The sequence below is a fragment of the Micromonospora sp. LOL_023 genome, from assembly GCF_048060115.1.
Classification (GTDB): domain Bacteria; phylum Actinomycetota; class Actinomycetes; order Mycobacteriales; family Micromonosporaceae; genus Micromonospora_E.
In genome coordinates, this window is sequence record NZ_JBHMIM010000024.1 from 56,107 (window position 1) to 73,561 (window position 17,455).

Here is a 17,455-nt window from a genome sequence, read left to right on the forward strand (position 1 = left end):
CACCTCCAGGCAACCGGTACGCAGGTTCGCGACTTCTCAGCCGAGCGCCTGGTCCAGGTCGGCCAGCAGGTCGTCGACGGTTTCGATGCCGACTGACAGTCGCACGAGATCCCCGGGAACTTCAAGAGGCGAGCCGGCCGCGCTCGCGTGGGTCATCCGTCCAGGGTGCTCGATCAACGACTCGACCCCGCCGAGCGACTCGGCGAGCACGAAGAGTCGGGCCTGGTTGCAGATTCGCACCGCCGCCTCCTCGCCACCGGCCGCCCGGAACGACACCATGCCGCCGAACCGGCGCATCTGCTTGGCGGCCGTCTCGTGGCCGGGGTGCTCCGGGTGTCCGGGGTAGAGCACCTGGCGTACCGCCGGGTGGTGGTCGAGGAACTCGACGACCCGCTCGGCGTTGTCGCAGTGCCGTTCCATCCGTACCCCGAGGGTCTTGACGCCGCGCAGGGTGAGCCAGGCGTCGAACGGTCCGTTGACGGCGCCCATCGCGTTCTGGTGGAAGGCGAGTTCGTCGGCGAGACCGGGGTCGGCCACGACCAGCGCGCCGCCCACCACGTCGGAGTGGCCACCGAGGTACTTCGTGGTGGAGTGGACGACCACGTCGGCACCGAGCGCGAGTGGCTGCTGAAGGTACGGCGAGGCGAAGGTGTTGTCGACCACGAGCAGTGCCCGGCGGTCACGGGCGAGGCTGGCCAGGGCCGCCACGTCGGCGATGCCGAGCAGCGGATTGGTGGGGGTCTCCGCCCAGATCATCCTGGTCTCATCGGGTCGGATCGCCGCACGGACCGCGTCGACGTCGGAGATCCGCGCCGCCGTCCAGGTCAACCCCCAACGCTGCGCCACCCGGGCGAACAGGCGGAACGTGCCCCCGTACGCGTCATCCGGGATGATCACGTGGTCGCCTGGCCGGCAGAGGGCGCGCAACAGGGTGTCCTCGGCGGCCAGCCCACTGGCGAAGGCCAACGCCCGACGGCCGGCCTCGATCGCCGCCAGGCACTCCTGCAGGGCGTCGCGGGTCGGGTTGGCCGATCGGCTGTACTCGTACCCGGACCGGGGCGCGCCGACCTCGTCCTGCGCATAGGTGCTGGTCTGGTAGATCGGCGGCACGACGGCACCAGTTCGGGCCTCCGGCTCCTGGCCGGCGTGGATGGCGACGGTGTCGAACCCGTATGTCATGGCGTCGAGGCTAGGCCATCACCCCGACCACAGCGCTCGTCGGGACGGATGCCGGCGCGTCCTGCGGGTACCCGGCGGGAACGACCTGGCCGCCGCCGGTGTTGACGCGGATGGCACAGACGAAAGGAGTCGTGGTGTTCCTACGACCGATGAAGGCGGACCTGCCCGCACCAGGTGAGGCGCTGCCCGGCCGGGACCGGCCGATGCCCGTCGCGGACCGGCACCTGGTGCTCGGTACCCCGTTGGCCGGACCGTGGCCGACCGGCAACCGGGTGGCGGTGTTCGGGATGGGCTGTTTCTGGGGTGCCGAGCGATTGTTCTGGCAGCTGCCCGGGGTCTTCTCGACCTCGGTCGGCTACGCCGGCGGCGAAACCTCGAATCCGACGTACGAGGAGGTGTGCTCGGGCCGCACCGGACACGCCGAGGTCGTCGCGGTGGTCTACGACCCGGCCCAGATCAGCTACGCCGACCTGCTCAAGGTGTTCTGGGAGAATCACGACCCGACGCAGGGGATGCGCCAGGGCAACGACGTCGGCACCCAGTACCGGTCGACGATCTACACCACGGACGCCGAGCAGGCCACGGTGGCCAGCGAGTCGAAGGCGGCGTTCGCGCCGGTGGTGGCGGCGGCCGGCCGTGGTGCGATCACCACCGAGATCCGCCCGCTCGGCGAGTACTACTACGCCGAGGACCACCACCAGCAGTACCTGCACAAGAATCCTGGTGGCTACTGCAACCACGGGCCGAACGGGATGAGCTGCCCGGTCGGGGTGGCCCGCGCCAACTGACGGGTCGCCGGGTGCGTCGCAGCGCGATCAGGCGGCGGTGCGCTCGACCTCCCGCAGCATCAGGCGCAGGGACTGGCTGTGCTTGGCCGTCGGAAGCTTGGCCAAGGCCGAACGCGCGTAGCGGATCCCTTCGGCCTGATCACCGAATCTGACCAGCATCAGACCGCGGTGCATCTCGATGTGGGTTGCGAACCGGGCCAGACTCGCCGGTCTGGTCCGGTCGGACCATTCCTGGGCGTCGATCGCGGACGGGTCGCCCAGCCGGGCGAGCAGCATGCTGGTGAAGGTGGCCATCCGCCACTCGGGCACCGCGAAGTCCGAGATCAGCTCGGTCGAGCCGATCTGGTCGAAAACCCGGCGGGCGGTGTCGAGATGAGCGAGCGCGGCGGCGCGTTCGCCGCGCACCCCGGCCATCTGGGCCTTGGCCATCAATGCGTTGAGCCGGCCCAGCGACGGGCGCTCGGTCAGGGTGAGGGCCTGGTCGGCCAGGTCCTGCGCGACGGCGAGCGCCGCTCCTTCGTATCCGAGGGCGAGCGCGGCCCGGCCACGGACCCAGACCCGTACGGTGGTGTCCCCGCTGCGGTCGGCGGCCACCGCCGCCATCCGGTACCACCGGATGGCTTCCCGTGCCTCGCCGGTGGTCTTGCCGTACACGCTCAGGAAGCGGGCCGCCAACCCCCACATCGTCGGGGTGCCGAGCTGCTGCTGGAGCACTACAAGATCGCTGGCCAGCCGCTCCTGGAGCTCACCGGCGCCGACCGACATGTAGTCCCGACCGAGGTTGTCGGCCCGTTCCCGCCACTGCTCCTCGGCCGCCGGGTCGTCGAGCGCGGCGGTGAACCCGCGATGGATCAACTCGGACACGGCGGCCGGAGCCACCACCCCGGCGGCGAGCCCGGCGATCAGTCCCCGACGTTGCATTTGGTCCCCCAACACCTGCTCGTAGGCGATCATCACATCGGCTGTGGCGGTCCGCCGCCCAGCCTCGACGTTCGACAGGTGGCCCTTGCTGAAGTGACTCAGTGCCGCCATTCGGGCCAGGCTGATACCAGCGGATTCCCGGGCCGCCCTCAGCTTCTCACCTATGTCGTTCATATTCTGCCCGCCCACCTCTATTGAAGACCCGCTGAAAACTCGTCCGTACTATTCATGGCCATCTGCAGCGCACGACGCTAATGGCCAGGGCCGCGGGGATGGCGCGCGGACGCGTTCGACGAGCCTCCACCGACTCGGCGTAACGACCCGTCGACCTCGCGGCCCACCCAGGATGGTGTCAACGACAGGCAACCCACCGGATCGGTCGTGGAGCACTTCATGCACCATCCGGAAAAGACGATGGCAGATGTTGGCCATACTCGACAAGGGGGGTTACTTCCTTCGACTGAAGGTAGATCATTTTGTCGTCGGCATGCAGAAATATGACCAGCATCAATGCCACGCACGCCAGAACACCTTAGGTAAGCGTCTGGTGACAATTAGTAACATTAGGCGCCTACCCCGGCGTCCCACGACCCGCGTCTCCCGGGGCCGACCGAGCCCTGGCCTGCCTCGGGTGACCACGCCGACCAGTCGGGCGGGTCGTCGAAAAAACCGTTGCCGCCCGCCCACGACCCAGCTAGCGTGGCCGTACACGGGAAAGGAGGTGGTCCAGCGTTGAATAGCTATAGGACTCGTGAGGTGGCTGCCCGCTAGCCGCTGTCCTTGACAGCTCAGATCGTCGAGACCGTGTGGCAGCGGTGCGGCGAATGCACGACAGCCACCCGACCCCCGGGGTGCCGGCCAAGTCCAGCCGGCCCGCGTCACCGACGCGGAAGCCCCGGGGGTCGTTCCATCCCGGTAGGCTCGCCAGGTGGCGGTCATCCTGCGCCCGGCCCAGCCTGACGACGTCACTGCGGTCGGCCACCTGCACTACCGGTCCCGGTGCAGCGCCTACCGGGACATCGTGCCGGAATCCGCGCTGACCGCCGTGCCCGCCGACGCCATGGCCGGATGGTGGGTCGAGCGATGGAGCTACGAACGCGACACCCACCTGCTGACCGTCGCCGAGGCCGACGGCGCCCTGGCCGGCTTCACCTACGTCGGGCCGGACGAGGACGGCGACCCGGCGGCCGGCGAGCTGTATGCCATCCACGTCGACGACCAGTACCACGGTCGCGGCATCGGCACCGCGCTGATCCACGACGCGCTCGCCACGATGCGCCGCCGCCGGTACCTGCGGGGAACGCTGTGGGTGATCACCGCCAATCAGCGTGCGCGACGCTTCTACGAGCGCGGCGGCTGGCAGCCCGACGGTGGGCGGCGCGACGGATGGATCGGACCGGTCTCGACTCCCCAGCTGCGCTACGCACAGGCGCTCACCGAACGGTCCGACAACATCTGAACGGCCGGGCGAGAGTACGGGACCGCTGCTGCGGGGGTTCCCGTCCAGCCCCGCACTCTCGCCCGGCACTGCCCGCCCTAACCGGGGGAAAACGCCTGGCCGAAGGCGCTCAACCGGCGGAGGCGTGCCGGTTGATCGGTTGTGGGCGGGCAACAGTGCGGGACACCGGGATGCTGGCGGGCGCCCGGGTCACCGCGGTGGTGAAGCGTCATGGTCGTCCGCCCCGGCAGCGGACAGTGCCGGGACGGAACTTCCATAGCTGTAGTCAACCCCAGCCAGCCGCAGTCGACCGGACACCCTGTGCGACTATGCGCCACTCTTTCCCAGATGGGCCAGCAGGTCCTGCCGAGTGATCACACCCCGCGGTTTACCGTCGACCAACACCAGCGCCGCGTCCGTAGCGGCCAGCAGCGCCACCGCCTCGCGTACCGGCTGACCGCCCCCCACCATCGGCAACGGCTCCGCCATGTGCCGCTCGATCGTGTCGTACAGCTGCGCCTTGCCGCTGAACAACGCGTCGAGCAGATCCCGCTCGGCGATGGAGCCGGCCACCTCCCCGGTCACCACCGGCGGTTCGGCCTTGAGCACCGGCAACTGGGAGATGCCGTACTCGCGCATGTAGTCGACCGCGTCCCGGATCGTCTCCGTCGGGTGCACGTGCACCAGCTCCGGCAGCCCACCCGGCTTGGCCGCCAACACGTCGCCGACCGTCGGCTCGGCACCGTTGGTGTCCAGAAACCCGTACCGTGCCATCCATTCGTCGTTGAAGATCTTCGACAGGTAGCCGCGGCCGCCATCCGGTAGCAGCACCACCACCACGTCGTCCGGACCGGCCCGCCGGGCCACCCGCAACGCCGCAGCGACCGCCATGCCACACGAGCCGCCGACGAGCAGACCTTCCTCCCGGGCCAGTCGACGGGTCAGCGCGAACGACTCCTGGTCCGAGACCTCCACGATCTCGTCGCAGATCGACCGGTCGTAGGTCTGCGGCCAGAAATCCTCACCCACCCCCTCGACCAGGTACGGGCGGCCAGATCCGCCGGAGTAGACCGAGCCTTCCGGGTCGGCACCGATCACCCGGACCGCCCCGGTGGAAGTCTCCTTGAGATACCGGCCCACCCCCGAGATGGTCCCGCCGGTACCCACCCCGGCCACGAAGTGGGTGATCCGGCCCTCGGTCTGCTCCCACAGCTCCGGTCCGGTGACCTCGTAGTGCGACTGCGGGTTGGCCGGATTCGCGTACTGGTCCGGCTTCCACGCCCCGGGGATCTCCGCCGCCAACCGGTCGGACACCTGGTAGTACGAGCGGGGATCCTCCGGCGCGACCGCGGTCGGGCAGACCACCACCTCGGCTCCGTACGCCCGCAGCACGTTCTGCTTGTCCTCGCTGACCTTGTCCGGGCAGACGAAGACACAGGAATAGCCCTTGAGCTGCGCGACCAGCGCCAGGCCGACCCCGGTGTTTCCACTGGTCGGCTCTACGATCGTGCCGCCCGGCTGGAGCAGACCCGCCTGCTCCGCGGCCTCGACCATACGCAACGCGATCCGGTCCTTCACCGAACCGCCCGGGTTGAAGTACTCGACTTTGGCCAACACCGTCGCGGAGATCCCGGCGGTGACGTTGCGCAGGCGTACCAGCGGGGTGTTGCCGATGAGATCAACGACGTTGTCGTGGTAGCGCACCTCGTTGTGCCCTTCTGCTGGCGCCGGCGACGCGCCAATCGTCGGGGTCGAGGTCGTCGGCCGACAACAAGCCCGCTGCCGGCGGTGGAGTATGTCGCGGTCAGCCTACGCGGCCGGCGGTCGTCAGTCTGTCTCTGTCAGCTGACGGCCCGATCCGGACCACCGTCCCGTCGGTCAGCCGATGACCTGACCGGGAACCACCGACTCACGACTCGCTTCCCACGCGAGGAACCGCTCGGTCTCGGCCAGCACGCTGCCAGCCAGCCAGGTCACCACGAGCGCGTCGTCGACCAGGCCGAGCAGGATCAGTAGCGCCTCCGGCACCAGGTCGAACGGGGAGGCGACGTACGCCACGGCGGCCGTCATCAACGCCAGCCGCATGCCACCGTCGTACTGGCCCCGTACCGTCGCCCTGATCATCCGGGGCAGCGCCGCGAGCCGCCGGCCCAGCGACGGTCCGCCACGGGCACCGGCGGTCAACGCCCGGCCCAGCGCCGCGAACGCCGCCGCCCGCTTGAGTGTTCTGGCCATCGGCCACCTCCTCGTCACCCGCCACGACCCTCGCGTCCAATGATGCCCCCTGTGGGCAAATAGCGCCGCACGAGCATCCGGCCCGAATCGGGTCGGGTCCCGCCCGGCGAACCGGGATAATCTCGAAGGACGCAGCACGACGGCAGCACCGGAGCGCAGTCGGGGGACACGATGAGCACGGTTGACGCGGGGACACGCCCAGCCGGTCGGACAGTGGCGACGCGGGTGGCCAGGCTGGTCGCGTTCGGTGCCGCCACCGCCGCGGCGGTGGCGGTGGCCACCGCCGGCACCCTCTACGGTCAGGCCAGGCAGGCCCGCCGGGTCATCCCGCTCGCGGAGGCTCCGCCACCGCGCGGCGACGGGATCTACGGCGCCCGGTTGCCCGGACCACCGTTGACCCTGGTGGTACTGGGCGACTCGTCCGCCGCCGGGTACGGCGTCCACCGACCCCGGGAGACGCTGGGCGCGCTACTGGCGAACGGGATCTCCCGGCGGCTGCGCCGCCCGGTCCGACTGCACCGGCTGGCCGTGGTGGGAGCCCGGTCCGTCGGTCTGGTCCCCCAGGTCGAGGCGGCGGTGGAACTACAGCCAGACCTGGCCGTCATCCTGATCGGCGGGAACGACGTCACCGCCCGTACCCCGACCGACGTCGCGGTCGGGCACCTGGTCGACGCGGTGCGCCGACTACGCGCCGTCGGCGCCGAGGTCGTCGTCGGGACCTGCCCGGACCTGGGCGCGATCGAGCCGGTCAAGCCGCCCCTGCGGTGGTTGGCCCGACGGTGGAGCCGACAACTGGCCGCCGCGCAGACCGTGGCGGTGGTCGAGGCCGGCGGGTGGACGGTTTCGCTCGGTGACCTGCTGGGCCCCCGGTTCGCCGCCGAGCCGACCCGCCTCTACTCCTGGGACCGGTTCCATCCCTCGGCCGAGGGGTACGCGATGGCCGCCGCGGTCCTGCTGCCTGCGGCACTCGGCGCACTCGGCACCAGCACCGCCTCGCGTACCGGGGTCACCGGACGGGAAAAGGTCCGCACCCTGCCGCAGGCGGCACACGAGGCGGTCCGCCACGCCGGCACCGAGGTGCGCGGCACCCGGGTCGGTGGGCGCGAACGTGGGCCGGCCGGACGTTGGGCCCGGCTACGCCGCCGCCCGATCCTGTCCGGCGAATCCTGGCGGGCGGCGGCGCTCAGTTGGCTCATCGGCCCGCCGGGCACCGAACGCGACAGCGACGACCGTGGCCCGGCCGTATTCTCCGGTCAGGAACACGAGCTGGGGCTCACCGCCGCCGCGCCGGAGAGCTGAGACCGTGCCCGCCGCAGCCATCCCGACGGAAGGTGACCCCGTGAGCCCGAAAGACGTCGCCGTACGGGTCGGTCAGGTCACCGCCGCTGCGATAGCCGCCAGTGCCGTCGGCAGTGCGGCGCTCCTGGTCAGCGAGGTGCTGCTGGCTCGTAACCGCCGATATGCCCAGCCCGAGCTGGGGTTGGCGGTGCGGGCGGCGCTCGGCCCGGCGAGCGGTGCGCCGGTGCGGTTGGTGCTGCTCGGGGACTCGATCGCCCTCGGCGTCGGGGTGGACCGGGTGGCGGACACGGTCGGCGGGCAGCTGGCCCGGCTGCTCGCCGAACATGACGGCGGCGGCGCGGGCGGCGCACGGCGACGGGTGCTGCTGTCCAGCGTCGGTGTGGCCGGATCCAGGTCCAGCGATCTGGCCACCCAGGTCGCACGGGCGCTACTCGGGGAACGTCCGGATGTCGCCGTCATCCTGATCGGCACCAACGACGCGACCGCGATGCGCCGGCCGGGCGAGTCGGCGGTCCATCTGGCGGCGGCGGTACGCCGGCTGCGCAGCGCCGGCGCTGAGGTGGTGGTCGGCACCTGTCCGGATCTCGGTGCGGTGCGGGCGATCGCGCCGCCGCTGCGGCAGATCGCCGGGCTGCTCGGTCGGCGCACCGCTCGGGCCCAGGCCCGGGCCGGTCGCAACGCGGGTGCCCGGGTGATCGATCTGGCCAGCGAGACGGGTGCGGTGTTCCGCGCGGATCCTGGCACCTACTGTTACGACGGCTACCACCCGTCTGCCGACGGCTACCGCATCTGGGCGCATGCCCTGCTGCCGGCCGTGCTCGGGGCGGCGACGGCGGCCACCCGCAACTGATCGGCGTTCGTCAGAGCTGTGCGCGCAGCCGCCGCACGGCCGCGATGGCCCTTTCGACGACCGCCATGTCCGTCGCCGAGGCCGCGTCCGTGGCGGCGCTGATCAGGTCTGCCGTCACCACCCGCAACTGATCAGGCAGAGCGGTGTCGAGCCGAAGTCGCGGCACCGGCCGGCCGGGGCGACCCTCTGCGGCGGCGCCCAGGTCCGCGACGTCCTGTACGAGGTGATGGAAATCGGCTGCCCGCCGGCCGCCGCCGACCGCCCAGCGGGCGACCTCCCAGTGGGCCACCTGGCGGGCCAGCAGGTCGACCTGGCGGGCCAGCAGGTCGAGTTGCTGGGCCAGGGCGGCCGCCTGACCGTCGGGCGCTCGCGTGGGCACCGGCGCAGTTTAGTCCCAGCACCGGCGCGGACAGCGCGAAGCCCGGCCGCCGAATGATCGGGGACCGGGCTTCGCGCTCGAACAGACCCGCCGCATCGCCGGGCGGAGTACCGCTGCGTGTCAGTCGTCGCCCTGGAAGAAGCTGAGCAGCCGCAGGATCTCGATGTAGAGCCAGATCAGGCTGACCAGGATGCCGAACGCGGCGACCCAGGAGTACCGCTGCGGCAGCCCGAGCCGGACGCCTTCCTCGACCTCGTGGAAGCTGAGCACGAAGCTCAGTGAAGCGACCACGATGCAGATCAGGCTGAAGATGATCGCGATCGGACCGCCACTGCGCAGGCCGGTGTCGACACCGAACAGCGCCAGCACCAGGTTGATCATCATGACGGCGAAGACGCCGGCCATCGCGGCGATGAGACCGCGGGTGAACTTCGGGGTGGCCCGGATGACCTTGAGTTTGTACAGCCCGGCCATCAGGAAGAACACGCCGAAGGTGGCGACCACCGCCTGTAGGACGATGCCCTGGTAACCGGCGACCACCTGGAAGAACTTGCTCACCAGGCCGACGAAGACACCCTCGATGACGGCGTAGCCGACGATCAGGGCGGGGTTCGCCATCCGGGAGAACGAGATGATCAGGCCGAGGACCAGGCCGACGATCGCCGAACCGATCATGGTGATACCGAGCAGCGCGTCAGGCACCAGGACCCAGGCCGCCGCCGCCGACAGACCGGTGACGCCGAGCAGCGTGACGGTCTTGACGACGACGTCGTCGATCGTCATCGGCGCGACGGTGGGCGGCGCGGCCGGGTAGCCGGCTGCCGTCGGGTATGGCTGCCCGTGGCCGGGCTGCCCGTACGGACCGGCAGGGGCGTACCCGGCCGCCCGCTCCCGCTCGGCCGCCTGGCCGAGCCGGGCCAGAACCGGGTTGGATGTCTTCACTGTCCAGCCTCCCTCAGGGGGGTTGTCACACGATGGTGTGCCTTCAAGAGTAGACGGCGTGTTCGGCACTGTGCGGAACGCGTTGTCGCGGGGCCTCGGCGGCGGGAATCTGGCGACGGTCGGCGGCGAGGTGCCCGGGGCGGGAATCGAACCCGCACGCCTTTCGGCAGCCGCTTTTAAGGCAGCCGTGTCTGCCGTTCCACCACCCGGGCCGGTCGACCGAGCGCTCGCGTCCGGTTCGCACCGCGAACCCACACCACCGCGCACGTACGCGACCGCAGAATGTCACGGTAGCGGGTCGCACCCAGCCGGGCGCGACCCGGCCGCCCGTCGGCACTAGGGTTCGGTTCGTGACCCGCTCAGCCACCGCCGCGCAGGACACCGGTCCCGTTCCGGCGCGCCCGGACAAGTCCGCACCGGGCAGCTCCCGCCGCTCCTGGTTCGCCGCAGCAGTGCGGAGAAACAGCCGCGATATAGCGGTATGTCTGTTCTTCATCGTGGTGTCCGCGTGGTTGACCCACCAGCTGTGGCCGGCGCCCGGCGCCCGGCTGCTGGCGCTCAACCCAGAGGACCAGACCCTGTACGAATGGTTCCTGGCCTCTGACGCGCGGATTCTGCTCGGTGACTTCAGCCTGCTCAGCGACCGGCTGAACGCGCCCGACGGAGTGAACCTGATGGCCAACACCACGGTCATCGCCCTGGGCTTCCTGCTGGCCCCGGTCACCCTGACCTTCGGTGCCCCGGTGACCTTCGCGCTGCTCGTCGCCGGCAACCTCGCCGCCAGCGCGATCGCCTTCTACTTCCTGTTCAACCGGGTCGCGGGCGTACACCGGCTCGCCGCCGCCACCGGCGGCGCGTTCGCTGGCTTCGCCCCGGGAATGGTGTCGCAGAGCAACAGTCACCTGCACATGACAGCGATCTGGCTCGTACCGGTCATGATCTGGCTGCTGGTCCGGATGATGCGGGCCGCCGATCCGACCGGTTCGACGCCCGGCGGGCAGATCCTCGGCCCGGCCGGCCACCCCGACCGCCGCCGGCTCCTCACCTCCGGCGGCTGGCTCGGCGTCGTCGTCGCCCTGCAGGTCTTCATCGGCGAAGAGGTGCTGTTCCTCACCGCCGTCACGCTGATCATCATGACCGTCGCGTTCGCCGCCGCCCGCCCCCGCTACGCGTGGCGGATCCTGCCGAACTTCGTCGTCGGGATGCTCGTCGCCGTGGCCGTCGGAGTGGGGCTGCTCGCGTACCCGCTGTGGTTCCAGTTCGCCGGCCCACAGGGCGTCGACGACGGCGTCTTCGACCCGTCGTACTTCTCCGCCGACCTGGCCAGCTGGCCCGCGGTGTCCGAGCTCTCGGTTGTCGGCTCGGCCGCCGCCGCCGAACTCACCACCGGTCCGGCCGAGTACAACACCTTCCTCGGCTGGCCACTGGTGATCGCCACGCTCGGCTGCGCCGCCTGGTTGATCCGCCGGCCGGTGGTGATCGCCAGCACCGCCGGGACGCTGCTGATGGCCTGGCTCTCGCTGGGCCCACGGATCGTCGTCGACGGCACCCGGACCGAGGTCCCCGGCCTGTACGCGATGCTCCACGGGATGCCGGTGGTGGACGGCGCGTTGCCGATGCGGTTCGCCCTGGCGGTGATCCCGCTGATCGCCACGATCCTGGCGCTGGCGATCGACCGGGCACTGCGGCTCGGTCGGCGCCCGGTGCGGGTCGGCGTTCCGGCCGCGATCGCCGTGGCGCTGCTGCCCGCCGTCGCGGCGCCGCTACCGGCGGTCGACCGCGATCCACTGCCCGAGTTCATCACCGGCGGCCACTGGCGCGACTGCGTGCCGACCGGCGGCGTGCTGGTGCCAGTGCCGCTGGCCACGCCGAAGGAGCCCTGGCCGATGGCCTGGGCCACCGGCGCGAACGTCGCTTTCGGCATGCCGGAAGGGTTCTTCATCGGCCCGTACGCACCAGGCGGGGACGCCTCGATGGGCACCTCCAAACAGCCCACGTCGAAGATCCTCGCCAAGGTGGCCAGCACCGGCGACGTACCCGAGGTCACCGACGCCGAACGGGCCCGAGCCCGGCGCGACCTGGCCCAGTGGGGTGCCGACTGCGTGGTGCTGGTCGACGGGACTGAGAACGCCGGGGCATTGCGGCAGACCGCCGAGGCGCTGCTCGGCCGGCCCGGCGAACGGGTCGCCGACGCGTGGACCTGGCGGGTCGGCTGACCCGCCAGGCCCACGCGGTCGACCTACTTGGCCTTCGCCGGTTCCGATCCGACCTGTGCCGCGGACGTGCCGGAAGCCGGCACAGCGTCGGTGGCCACCGGAGCGTTGGTCACCGGCGGCGTCGCGCCGAGGAAATCCTCCCGCGGGTCGTGCAGCTGGCCGAGCGCCACCACCTCGCGCTTGAGGATCAGCGCCAGCGTCCAGTCGACGATCACCCGGACCTTGCGGTTGACCGACGGAATCCGGCTCATGTGGTACGTGCGGTGCATGAACCAGGCAGGCAGACCGGTCATCTTGATGCCGTACACCTGGGCGACGCCCTTGTGCAGGCCGAGACTGGCGACGCTGCCGGCGTGCTTGTGCCGGTACTCCACCGGTTGCTGGCCACGGACCACCGCCAGGATGTTGTCGGCCACGGTCCGCGCCTGCCGGACGGCGTGCTGCGCACTCGGCGAGCAGTACGCTCCGGGTGGCCCGGTCAGGTCCGGCACCGCGGCGCAGTCACCGGCGCTCCAGGCGCCGTCGACGATCCGGTCGCCATCGACGACCTGCAACGTCGCCGCGCAGGCGACCCGCCGCCGCTCGTCGCGCGGGAGGTCCGTGGCGTCGAGCATCGGCGACGGCTTGACCCCGGCGGTCCAGACGATCGTGTCGGCGCGGAAGCTGTCGCCGTCGGACAGCTTCACCATCCCGTCGACGCAGGCCTCCAGCCGGGTGTCCAGTCGGATGTCCATGTCGCGCTTCACAAGCTGCTGCACGGTGTACGCGCCCATGTCCCGGTCGACTTCGGGCAGCACCCGCTGGGTCGCCTCGACCAGCACCCACCGCATGTCGGCCGGCTTCAGCTCCGGGTAGTAGCGCAGCGCGTCGCGGGCCATGTCCTCCATCTCGGCGAGCGCCTCGATGCCCGCGTACCCCCCGCCCACGAAGACGAAGGTCAACGCGGTACGTCGCACCTCGGCGTCGACGGTCGCGGCCGCCACGTCGAGCCGCTGCAGGACGTGGTTACGCAGATAGATGGCCTCGCCGATGGTCTTGAAGCCGATGCCGTGTTCCCGCAGGCCGGGGATGGGCAGCGTCCGGGACACCGAGCCGGGGGCGACGATCACGTGGTCATAGGCGATCTCCCTGGCCGGGCCGACGATCGGCTGCACACTGGCGACCTTGCGGGAGTGCTCGATCCTGGTGACCGCCCCGGCGATCACCTGGCAGCGGCGCAGCTCCCGGCGCAGCGGCACCACCGAGTGCCGGGGCGAGATGTTGCCGGCGGCCGCCTCAGGAAGGAACGGCTGGTAGGTCATGTGGGGCTGCGGGTCGACCACGATCACTTCGGCCTCGCCCCGACGCATCTTGCGGGACAGGCGCAGAGCCGCGTAGAGACCGACGTGCCCGGCACCGACGACAAGGATCCGTTGCGGATTCACATCCCCATCTTGCTCCCGCTTGCCTCTTGACGCCGCCTCCAAAGCCAGATATGTGACCCAGCACGCGGATGTGAGCCCTCACACGCTGCCACCTGCGCCATCGACGAGGCGGCCAACCGGAGCGGCGTCAGCGCCGCTTCACCAGGGCGGCGAGCAGCGTGACCGCGCCGACCCCGACAGCCAACCCGGCCAGTACCGCGAGCAGGAACGGCTGCCCGGCGGCCTGCCCGGCCACCGCCAGCAGCAACACCACCAGCACCGCCGACGCGAGCAGCACGCCCGCCACGCGGACCAGCCACCGCACCGGCACGTCGGGCGAGAGCACCACGTCGTACGGCAACGCGGCGGCCAATGCGGCGAGGCTGTGCGTCAGGTAGAGCAACGACCCCACCGCGAGCAGCCGCCACAGCTGCACCGGTACCCCGTACGCGGTGGTGGCGAGCACCCAGCCGACCACCCCGACCAGGATCGCCACCGTCGGTGCGTGACCACGCGGGGCGATCGCCGGCAGCCCGGCGGCGGCGAACAACGCCAGGTAGAGCCGATCGTCGCCGAGTTCACCCGGGTACGCGAGCAGCAGCGCGAGCAGCGTGACGACCGCCAGGGCGGCCCGTACCAGCAGCGGTGCCAGGGTGGCCCGGCTGGCCGTGGTCCGGGCCGACGCCACCCGGCCCCGGATCGAGGTGATCACCGCAGCACCGCCTTCGGCGCCGACGCCAGCCGGGAGACGTCACGCAGCACCTGGTCGAGGCTGCCGGCACCGGCCCAGGTCACCACCGGCACCCCGTGCTCGCGCAACTGGCCGATGGTGTTGTCGCGGTCCAGCCGCCACAGCCCGTACGCCGCCTCGGTCCACGGGCCCCCCCGGGGCGGCGGTGCCACCGTGGTGGGCAGCGTGTCGACGGCGACGACGATCCGGCCGGAGCGGGCCATCCGGGCCAGCATCTCCGCCGATCGCGGGTCGACCAGCGGAGTCAGCACCACCACCAGCGCGTCCGAGGAGAGCAGCTGCGGGCCGAACACCTGGTCGTACGGCTCGTACGGAGTCGGCCGCACCTCGACGTCGAGCAGCCACTCCAGCACGGTCAGGTACTGCCGACGACCGGTGGCCGGACGCAGCCGCCGGGCCAACGGCCCGTACTCCAGCATCGCGACCCGGTCGCCCCGGTGCAGGTAGTGCTCGGCGACCGCAGCCGCCGCCCGGACCGTGGTGTCCAGCACCGACGCGCCGCCGGAGAACCCGCCGGAGCGGCCCACCTCGGTGAGTACGTCCAACAGCAGCACCACCTCGGCGTCGCGGTCGGACAGCGTCGCCGCCACGTGCAGCTGCCGGGCCCGCAAGGACACCCGCCAGTCGATCCGCCGCAGCCGGTCACCGGGGCCGAAGATCCGTACGCCGGCCAGCTCGCCGCCCTCCCCCGGCCGGCGCGACCGGTGCCCGCCGACCAGACCGGCGGCGCGCGGCATCGCCTCGTCTGCGTCGAACGGCTCGGTCACCGGATACACCGGCACCCGGACCGGTTCGGCGACCAACGGTCGGCAGGCCAGCAGGCCGTCGCAGGCGACCGCCCGGGCGGCGACCGGGCCGATCGCCGGCCGGCCCCATCGCAGGGCGATGCCGCCCAACTCGAAACCGGCCGCGCTGCCGGTCGGCACCACCAGACCGAACGGACGGTCCGGCACCCCGCCGCTGGGCGACAGCCGGGCCGGTGCCCCGAACCGCTCCAGCACCTGCAGGGTCGCGGCACCCGGCCCGGCGGACCCACCACCGTCGGGCGCACCGTCGGCCGCACCGGCCGGCTCATCGCCGATCGTGGTGGCTGCCAGCAGCCCCAACTCGTCGATGCGCAGCCACGGAGACACCAGGGCGCGGACCACCACCAGGTCGTAGCCGACGTCTGCCGGGTTGGCGGCGGCGACCCGGGCCCCGACCTGACCTCCCTCGACGAGGTCACCCTCGACCGCGCCGACGTCGAGGACCGGCGCGGCGGCCGGGCGGCGACGCAACGCGTACGCGGTGCCGACGGCGAACGGTGCGGCCAGGGCGACCAGGTCGACCCGGCCGAGGATCACTCCGGCGATCAGCAACAGCCCGGTGACCAGCACCGCCCGCCCGAGCGCCCGGGTGGGCAGCCACTGGCCGGCGGTCACGGTGCTGGGCGGCGGCCACCGGCCGCCGCGGCCGACGGGCCGAACCCACCGGCGTAGCTGGGCAGCGCCCCGCTGGCCGGCGCGGGGGTCTGCGCCAGCACCTCGGCGACCACGAAGGCCGGGTCGACCCGGCGTAGCCACATCTCCGGCCGCAGCGTGATCCGGTGGGCCAGGGCCGGGGCGGCGACCTCCTTGACGTCCTCGGGGACGACGAAGTCCCGCCCGGCGAGCACCGCCTTGGCCCGGGCCAGCAGCAGCAACGCCAGCGAACCCCGGGGCGACGCCCCGACCAGCACCGACGGGTGCTCCCGGGTGGCCTGGGTGAGCGCCACGATGTACCGGCCGATGGAATCCTCGACCACCACGTTCTCCAGCGCCGCCTGCATCGCCCGCAGCCCGGCCGCGTCGACCACCGCGGCCAGCTCGGTCTCCTCCTGTCGGCGGGAGATCCGGCGGCGGAGCACCTCCCACTCCTCGTCGTGGCTCGGATAGCCGAACGACACCCGCAGCAGGAACCGGTCCAGCTGCGCCTCCGGCAGCGGATAGGTGCCTTCGTACTCGATCGGGTTGGCGGTGGCGAGTACGTGGAACGGCACCTCCAGCCGGTAGGTGACCCCCTCCACCGACACCTGCTTCTCCTGCATCGCCTCCAGCAGCGCCGCCTGGGTCTTCGGCGGCGTCCGGTTGATCTCGTCGGCGAGCAGCAGGTTGGTGAAGACCGGCCCCGCCCGGAAGGTGAAGTCGGCACTGCGCTGGTCGTAGAGGAAGGACCCGGTGACGTCGGCGGGCAGCAGGTCAGGGGTGAACTGCAACCGGCGGAAATCCAACCCCAACGCCTGCGCGAACGATCTGGCGGTCAGGGTCTTGCCGAGGCCGGGCAGATCCTCCAGCAGCACGTGCCCACCGGCGAGGATCCCGGCCAGGACCAGCTCCAGCGAGGCCCGTTTGCCGACCAGGACGGTGCCGACCGCGTCCAGTACGGCGTGCGCGAGCCGACTCGCCTCGGCGGTCGGGGCAGCCACCACGTCGTTCACATCTTCTCCAATTGGCTGACGAACACCGCGTAGTCCTTGGCCGACGGTTTCCGTCGGGCCGGGGTGTTCAGGAAGTTCCACAACTCGTCCCCGCAGATCGCCCGGGCGCGCTGCGGATCGCTGGCCCGGGTCAGTCCGTGCCGTTGCCGGAGCCGTTCGTCGACCAGTTCGCCGAGCACCGGGAGCATGAGCTCGGTGAACCGGCCGGCGCCGTGCTGCGCGGACTTCAGTCGGCTCTCCCACTGGCGTACCGCCTCCCGCAGGCCGTCCTGGGTGCCGAGCAGGTAGCTGCCGTCCTCCGGGTCGGTGCCGACCCGGCGCAGCTTCGGCGGCGGCACCGGGGCGACCGAACGTACGGTGCGGCGCAGCACCACCAGCGCCAGGCAGCCGGCGAACACCGCTTCGATCGGCACGGCCAGGCCGAACATCCGCAGTCCGAGCAGTACGGCGGCGGCACCGGCGGCGGCGATCAGCACCGCACTCAGCCAGGACCAGGCCCGGCCACGCTCCCGGCGCGGTGCGGCCGAGGGCTCCTCCTCGTGATAGAGCAGGTCGTCGATGCTGGTCTGCTGGTCGGTCATCGCCCCGGCCCACCCCGC

The 17,455-nt window shown here is 71.5% G+C and carries 15 protein-coding genes, 1 tRNA gene and 1 pseudogene; 5 read left to right on the top strand and 12 right to left on the bottom strand.

What is annotated here, in order from left to right; all coding sequences use genetic code 11:
- Positions 1 to 36 precede the first annotated feature (36 nt).
- Complete coding sequence (locus tag ACFHVL_RS15095; RefSeq protein WP_416628460.1) at positions 37 to 1,179, bottom strand: cystathionine gamma-synthase; 1,143 nt, start codon at positions 1,177 to 1,179, stop codon at positions 37 to 39.
- A 134-nt stretch (positions 1,180 to 1,313) separates the two neighbouring features.
- Here ACFHVL_RS15095 and msrA point away from each other — a divergent pair, with 134 nt between their 5' ends.
- On the top strand, positions 1,314 to 1,967 hold the full coding sequence (gene msrA / locus ACFHVL_RS15100; RefSeq protein WP_416628462.1) for a peptide-methionine (S)-S-oxide reductase MsrA: 654 nt from the start codon (positions 1,314 to 1,316) through the stop codon (positions 1,965 to 1,967).
- A 27-nt stretch (positions 1,968 to 1,994) separates the two neighbouring features.
- Here the strand turns inward: msrA and ACFHVL_RS15105 are convergent, their stop codons facing one another.
- On the bottom strand, positions 1,995 to 3,062 hold the full coding sequence (locus ACFHVL_RS15105) for a helix-turn-helix domain-containing protein (protein ID WP_416628463.1): 1,068 nt from the start codon (positions 3,060 to 3,062) through the stop codon (positions 1,995 to 1,997).
- A gap of 754 nt (positions 3,063 to 3,816) precedes the next feature.
- On the opposite strand from ACFHVL_RS15105, the gene ACFHVL_RS15110 reads away from it, so the two are divergent.
- Positions 3,817 to 4,347, top strand: coding sequence for a GNAT family N-acetyltransferase (locus ACFHVL_RS15110; protein WP_416628464.1), 531 nt, complete (start codon positions 3,817 to 3,819; stop codon positions 4,345 to 4,347).
- Between the two features lie 306 nt (positions 4,348 to 4,653).
- Here the strand turns inward: ACFHVL_RS15110 and ACFHVL_RS15115 are convergent, their stop codons facing one another.
- Together ACFHVL_RS15115 and ACFHVL_RS15120 are read right to left on the bottom strand one after the other, a co-directional pair.
- On the bottom strand, positions 4,654 to 6,030 hold the full coding sequence (locus ACFHVL_RS15115) for a cystathionine beta-synthase (protein WP_416628465.1): 1,377 nt from the start codon (positions 6,028 to 6,030) through the stop codon (positions 4,654 to 4,656).
- Positions 6,031 to 6,204: 174 nt separating this feature from the next.
- On the bottom strand, positions 6,205 to 6,561 hold the full coding sequence (locus ACFHVL_RS15120) for a YkvA family protein (protein ID WP_416628466.1): 357 nt from the start codon (positions 6,559 to 6,561) through the stop codon (positions 6,205 to 6,207).
- 171 nt (positions 6,562 to 6,732) lie between these two features.
- Between ACFHVL_RS15120 and ACFHVL_RS15125 the strand changes: the two genes are divergently transcribed.
- Both ACFHVL_RS15125 and ACFHVL_RS15130 read left to right on the top strand, forming a co-directional pair.
- The gene (locus ACFHVL_RS15125; RefSeq protein WP_416628468.1) at positions 6,733 to 7,860 is read left to right on the top strand and encodes an SGNH/GDSL hydrolase family protein; all 1,128 of its coding nucleotides are present in this window, start codon (positions 6,733 to 6,735) and stop codon (positions 7,858 to 7,860) included.
- Between the two features lie 40 nt (positions 7,861 to 7,900).
- On the top strand, positions 7,901 to 8,710 hold the full coding sequence (locus tag ACFHVL_RS15130) for an SGNH/GDSL hydrolase family protein (protein WP_416628469.1): 810 nt from the start codon (positions 7,901 to 7,903) through the stop codon (positions 8,708 to 8,710).
- A gap of 10 nt (positions 8,711 to 8,720) precedes the next feature.
- Here the strand turns inward: ACFHVL_RS15130 and ACFHVL_RS15135 are convergent, their stop codons facing one another.
- From ACFHVL_RS15135 to ACFHVL_RS15145, 3 genes are all read right to left on the bottom strand, one after another.
- Positions 8,721 to 9,089 (bottom strand): hypothetical protein, encoded by a 369-nt coding sequence (locus tag ACFHVL_RS15135; protein ID WP_416628470.1) that lies wholly within the window; start codon positions 9,087 to 9,089, stop codon positions 8,721 to 8,723.
- A 120-nt stretch (positions 9,090 to 9,209) separates the two neighbouring features.
- Positions 9,210 to 10,031, bottom strand: coding sequence for a Bax inhibitor-1/YccA family membrane protein (locus tag ACFHVL_RS15140; protein ID WP_416628471.1), 822 nt, complete (start codon positions 10,029 to 10,031; stop codon positions 9,210 to 9,212).
- A gap of 131 nt (positions 10,032 to 10,162) precedes the next feature.
- Positions 10,163 to 10,243: transfer RNA gene (locus ACFHVL_RS15145), tRNA-Leu, on the bottom strand.
- Positions 10,244 to 10,381: 138 nt separating this feature from the next.
- Here ACFHVL_RS15145 and ACFHVL_RS15150 point away from each other — a divergent pair.
- The gene (locus tag ACFHVL_RS15150) at positions 10,382 to 12,247 is read left to right on the top strand and encodes a hypothetical protein (RefSeq protein ID WP_416628472.1); all 1,866 of its coding nucleotides are present in this window, start codon (positions 10,382 to 10,384) and stop codon (positions 12,245 to 12,247) included.
- 107 nt (positions 12,248 to 12,354) lie between these two features.
- On the opposite strand, the pseudogene ACFHVL_RS15155 reads toward ACFHVL_RS15150, so the two are convergent.
- The 5 genes and pseudogenes from ACFHVL_RS15155 to ACFHVL_RS15175 form a co-directional block, all read right to left on the bottom strand.
- Positions 12,355 to 13,671 (bottom strand): annotated as a pseudogene (locus tag ACFHVL_RS15155) (NAD(P)/FAD-dependent oxidoreductase); the annotation flags it as partial.
- A 127-nt stretch (positions 13,672 to 13,798) separates the two neighbouring features.
- Entirely contained in the window at positions 13,799 to 14,362 is a 564-nt protein-coding gene (locus tag ACFHVL_RS15160) for a hypothetical protein (RefSeq protein WP_416628473.1), read from the bottom strand.
- Positions 14,359 to 15,822 carry a DUF58 domain-containing protein gene (locus ACFHVL_RS15165; protein ID WP_416628475.1) on the bottom strand — a complete coding sequence of 488 codons (1,464 nt, stop codon included), beginning with the start codon at positions 15,820 to 15,822 and terminating at the stop codon, positions 14,359 to 14,361. Before ACFHVL_RS15165 ends, ACFHVL_RS15160 begins: the two co-directional genes overlap by 4 nt.
- Positions 15,819 to 16,856: an AAA family ATPase gene (locus ACFHVL_RS15170; RefSeq protein WP_416628476.1), complete on the bottom strand. Its 1,038-nt coding sequence runs from the start codon at positions 16,854 to 16,856 to the stop codon at positions 15,819 to 15,821. Before ACFHVL_RS15170 ends, ACFHVL_RS15165 begins: the two co-directional genes overlap by 4 nt.
- Complete coding sequence (locus tag ACFHVL_RS15175) at positions 16,853 to 17,437, bottom strand: hypothetical protein (RefSeq protein ID WP_416628477.1); 585 nt, start codon at positions 17,435 to 17,437, stop codon at positions 16,853 to 16,855. Before ACFHVL_RS15175 ends, ACFHVL_RS15170 begins: the two co-directional genes overlap by 4 nt.
- Between the last annotated feature and the right edge of the window lie 18 nt (positions 17,438 to 17,455).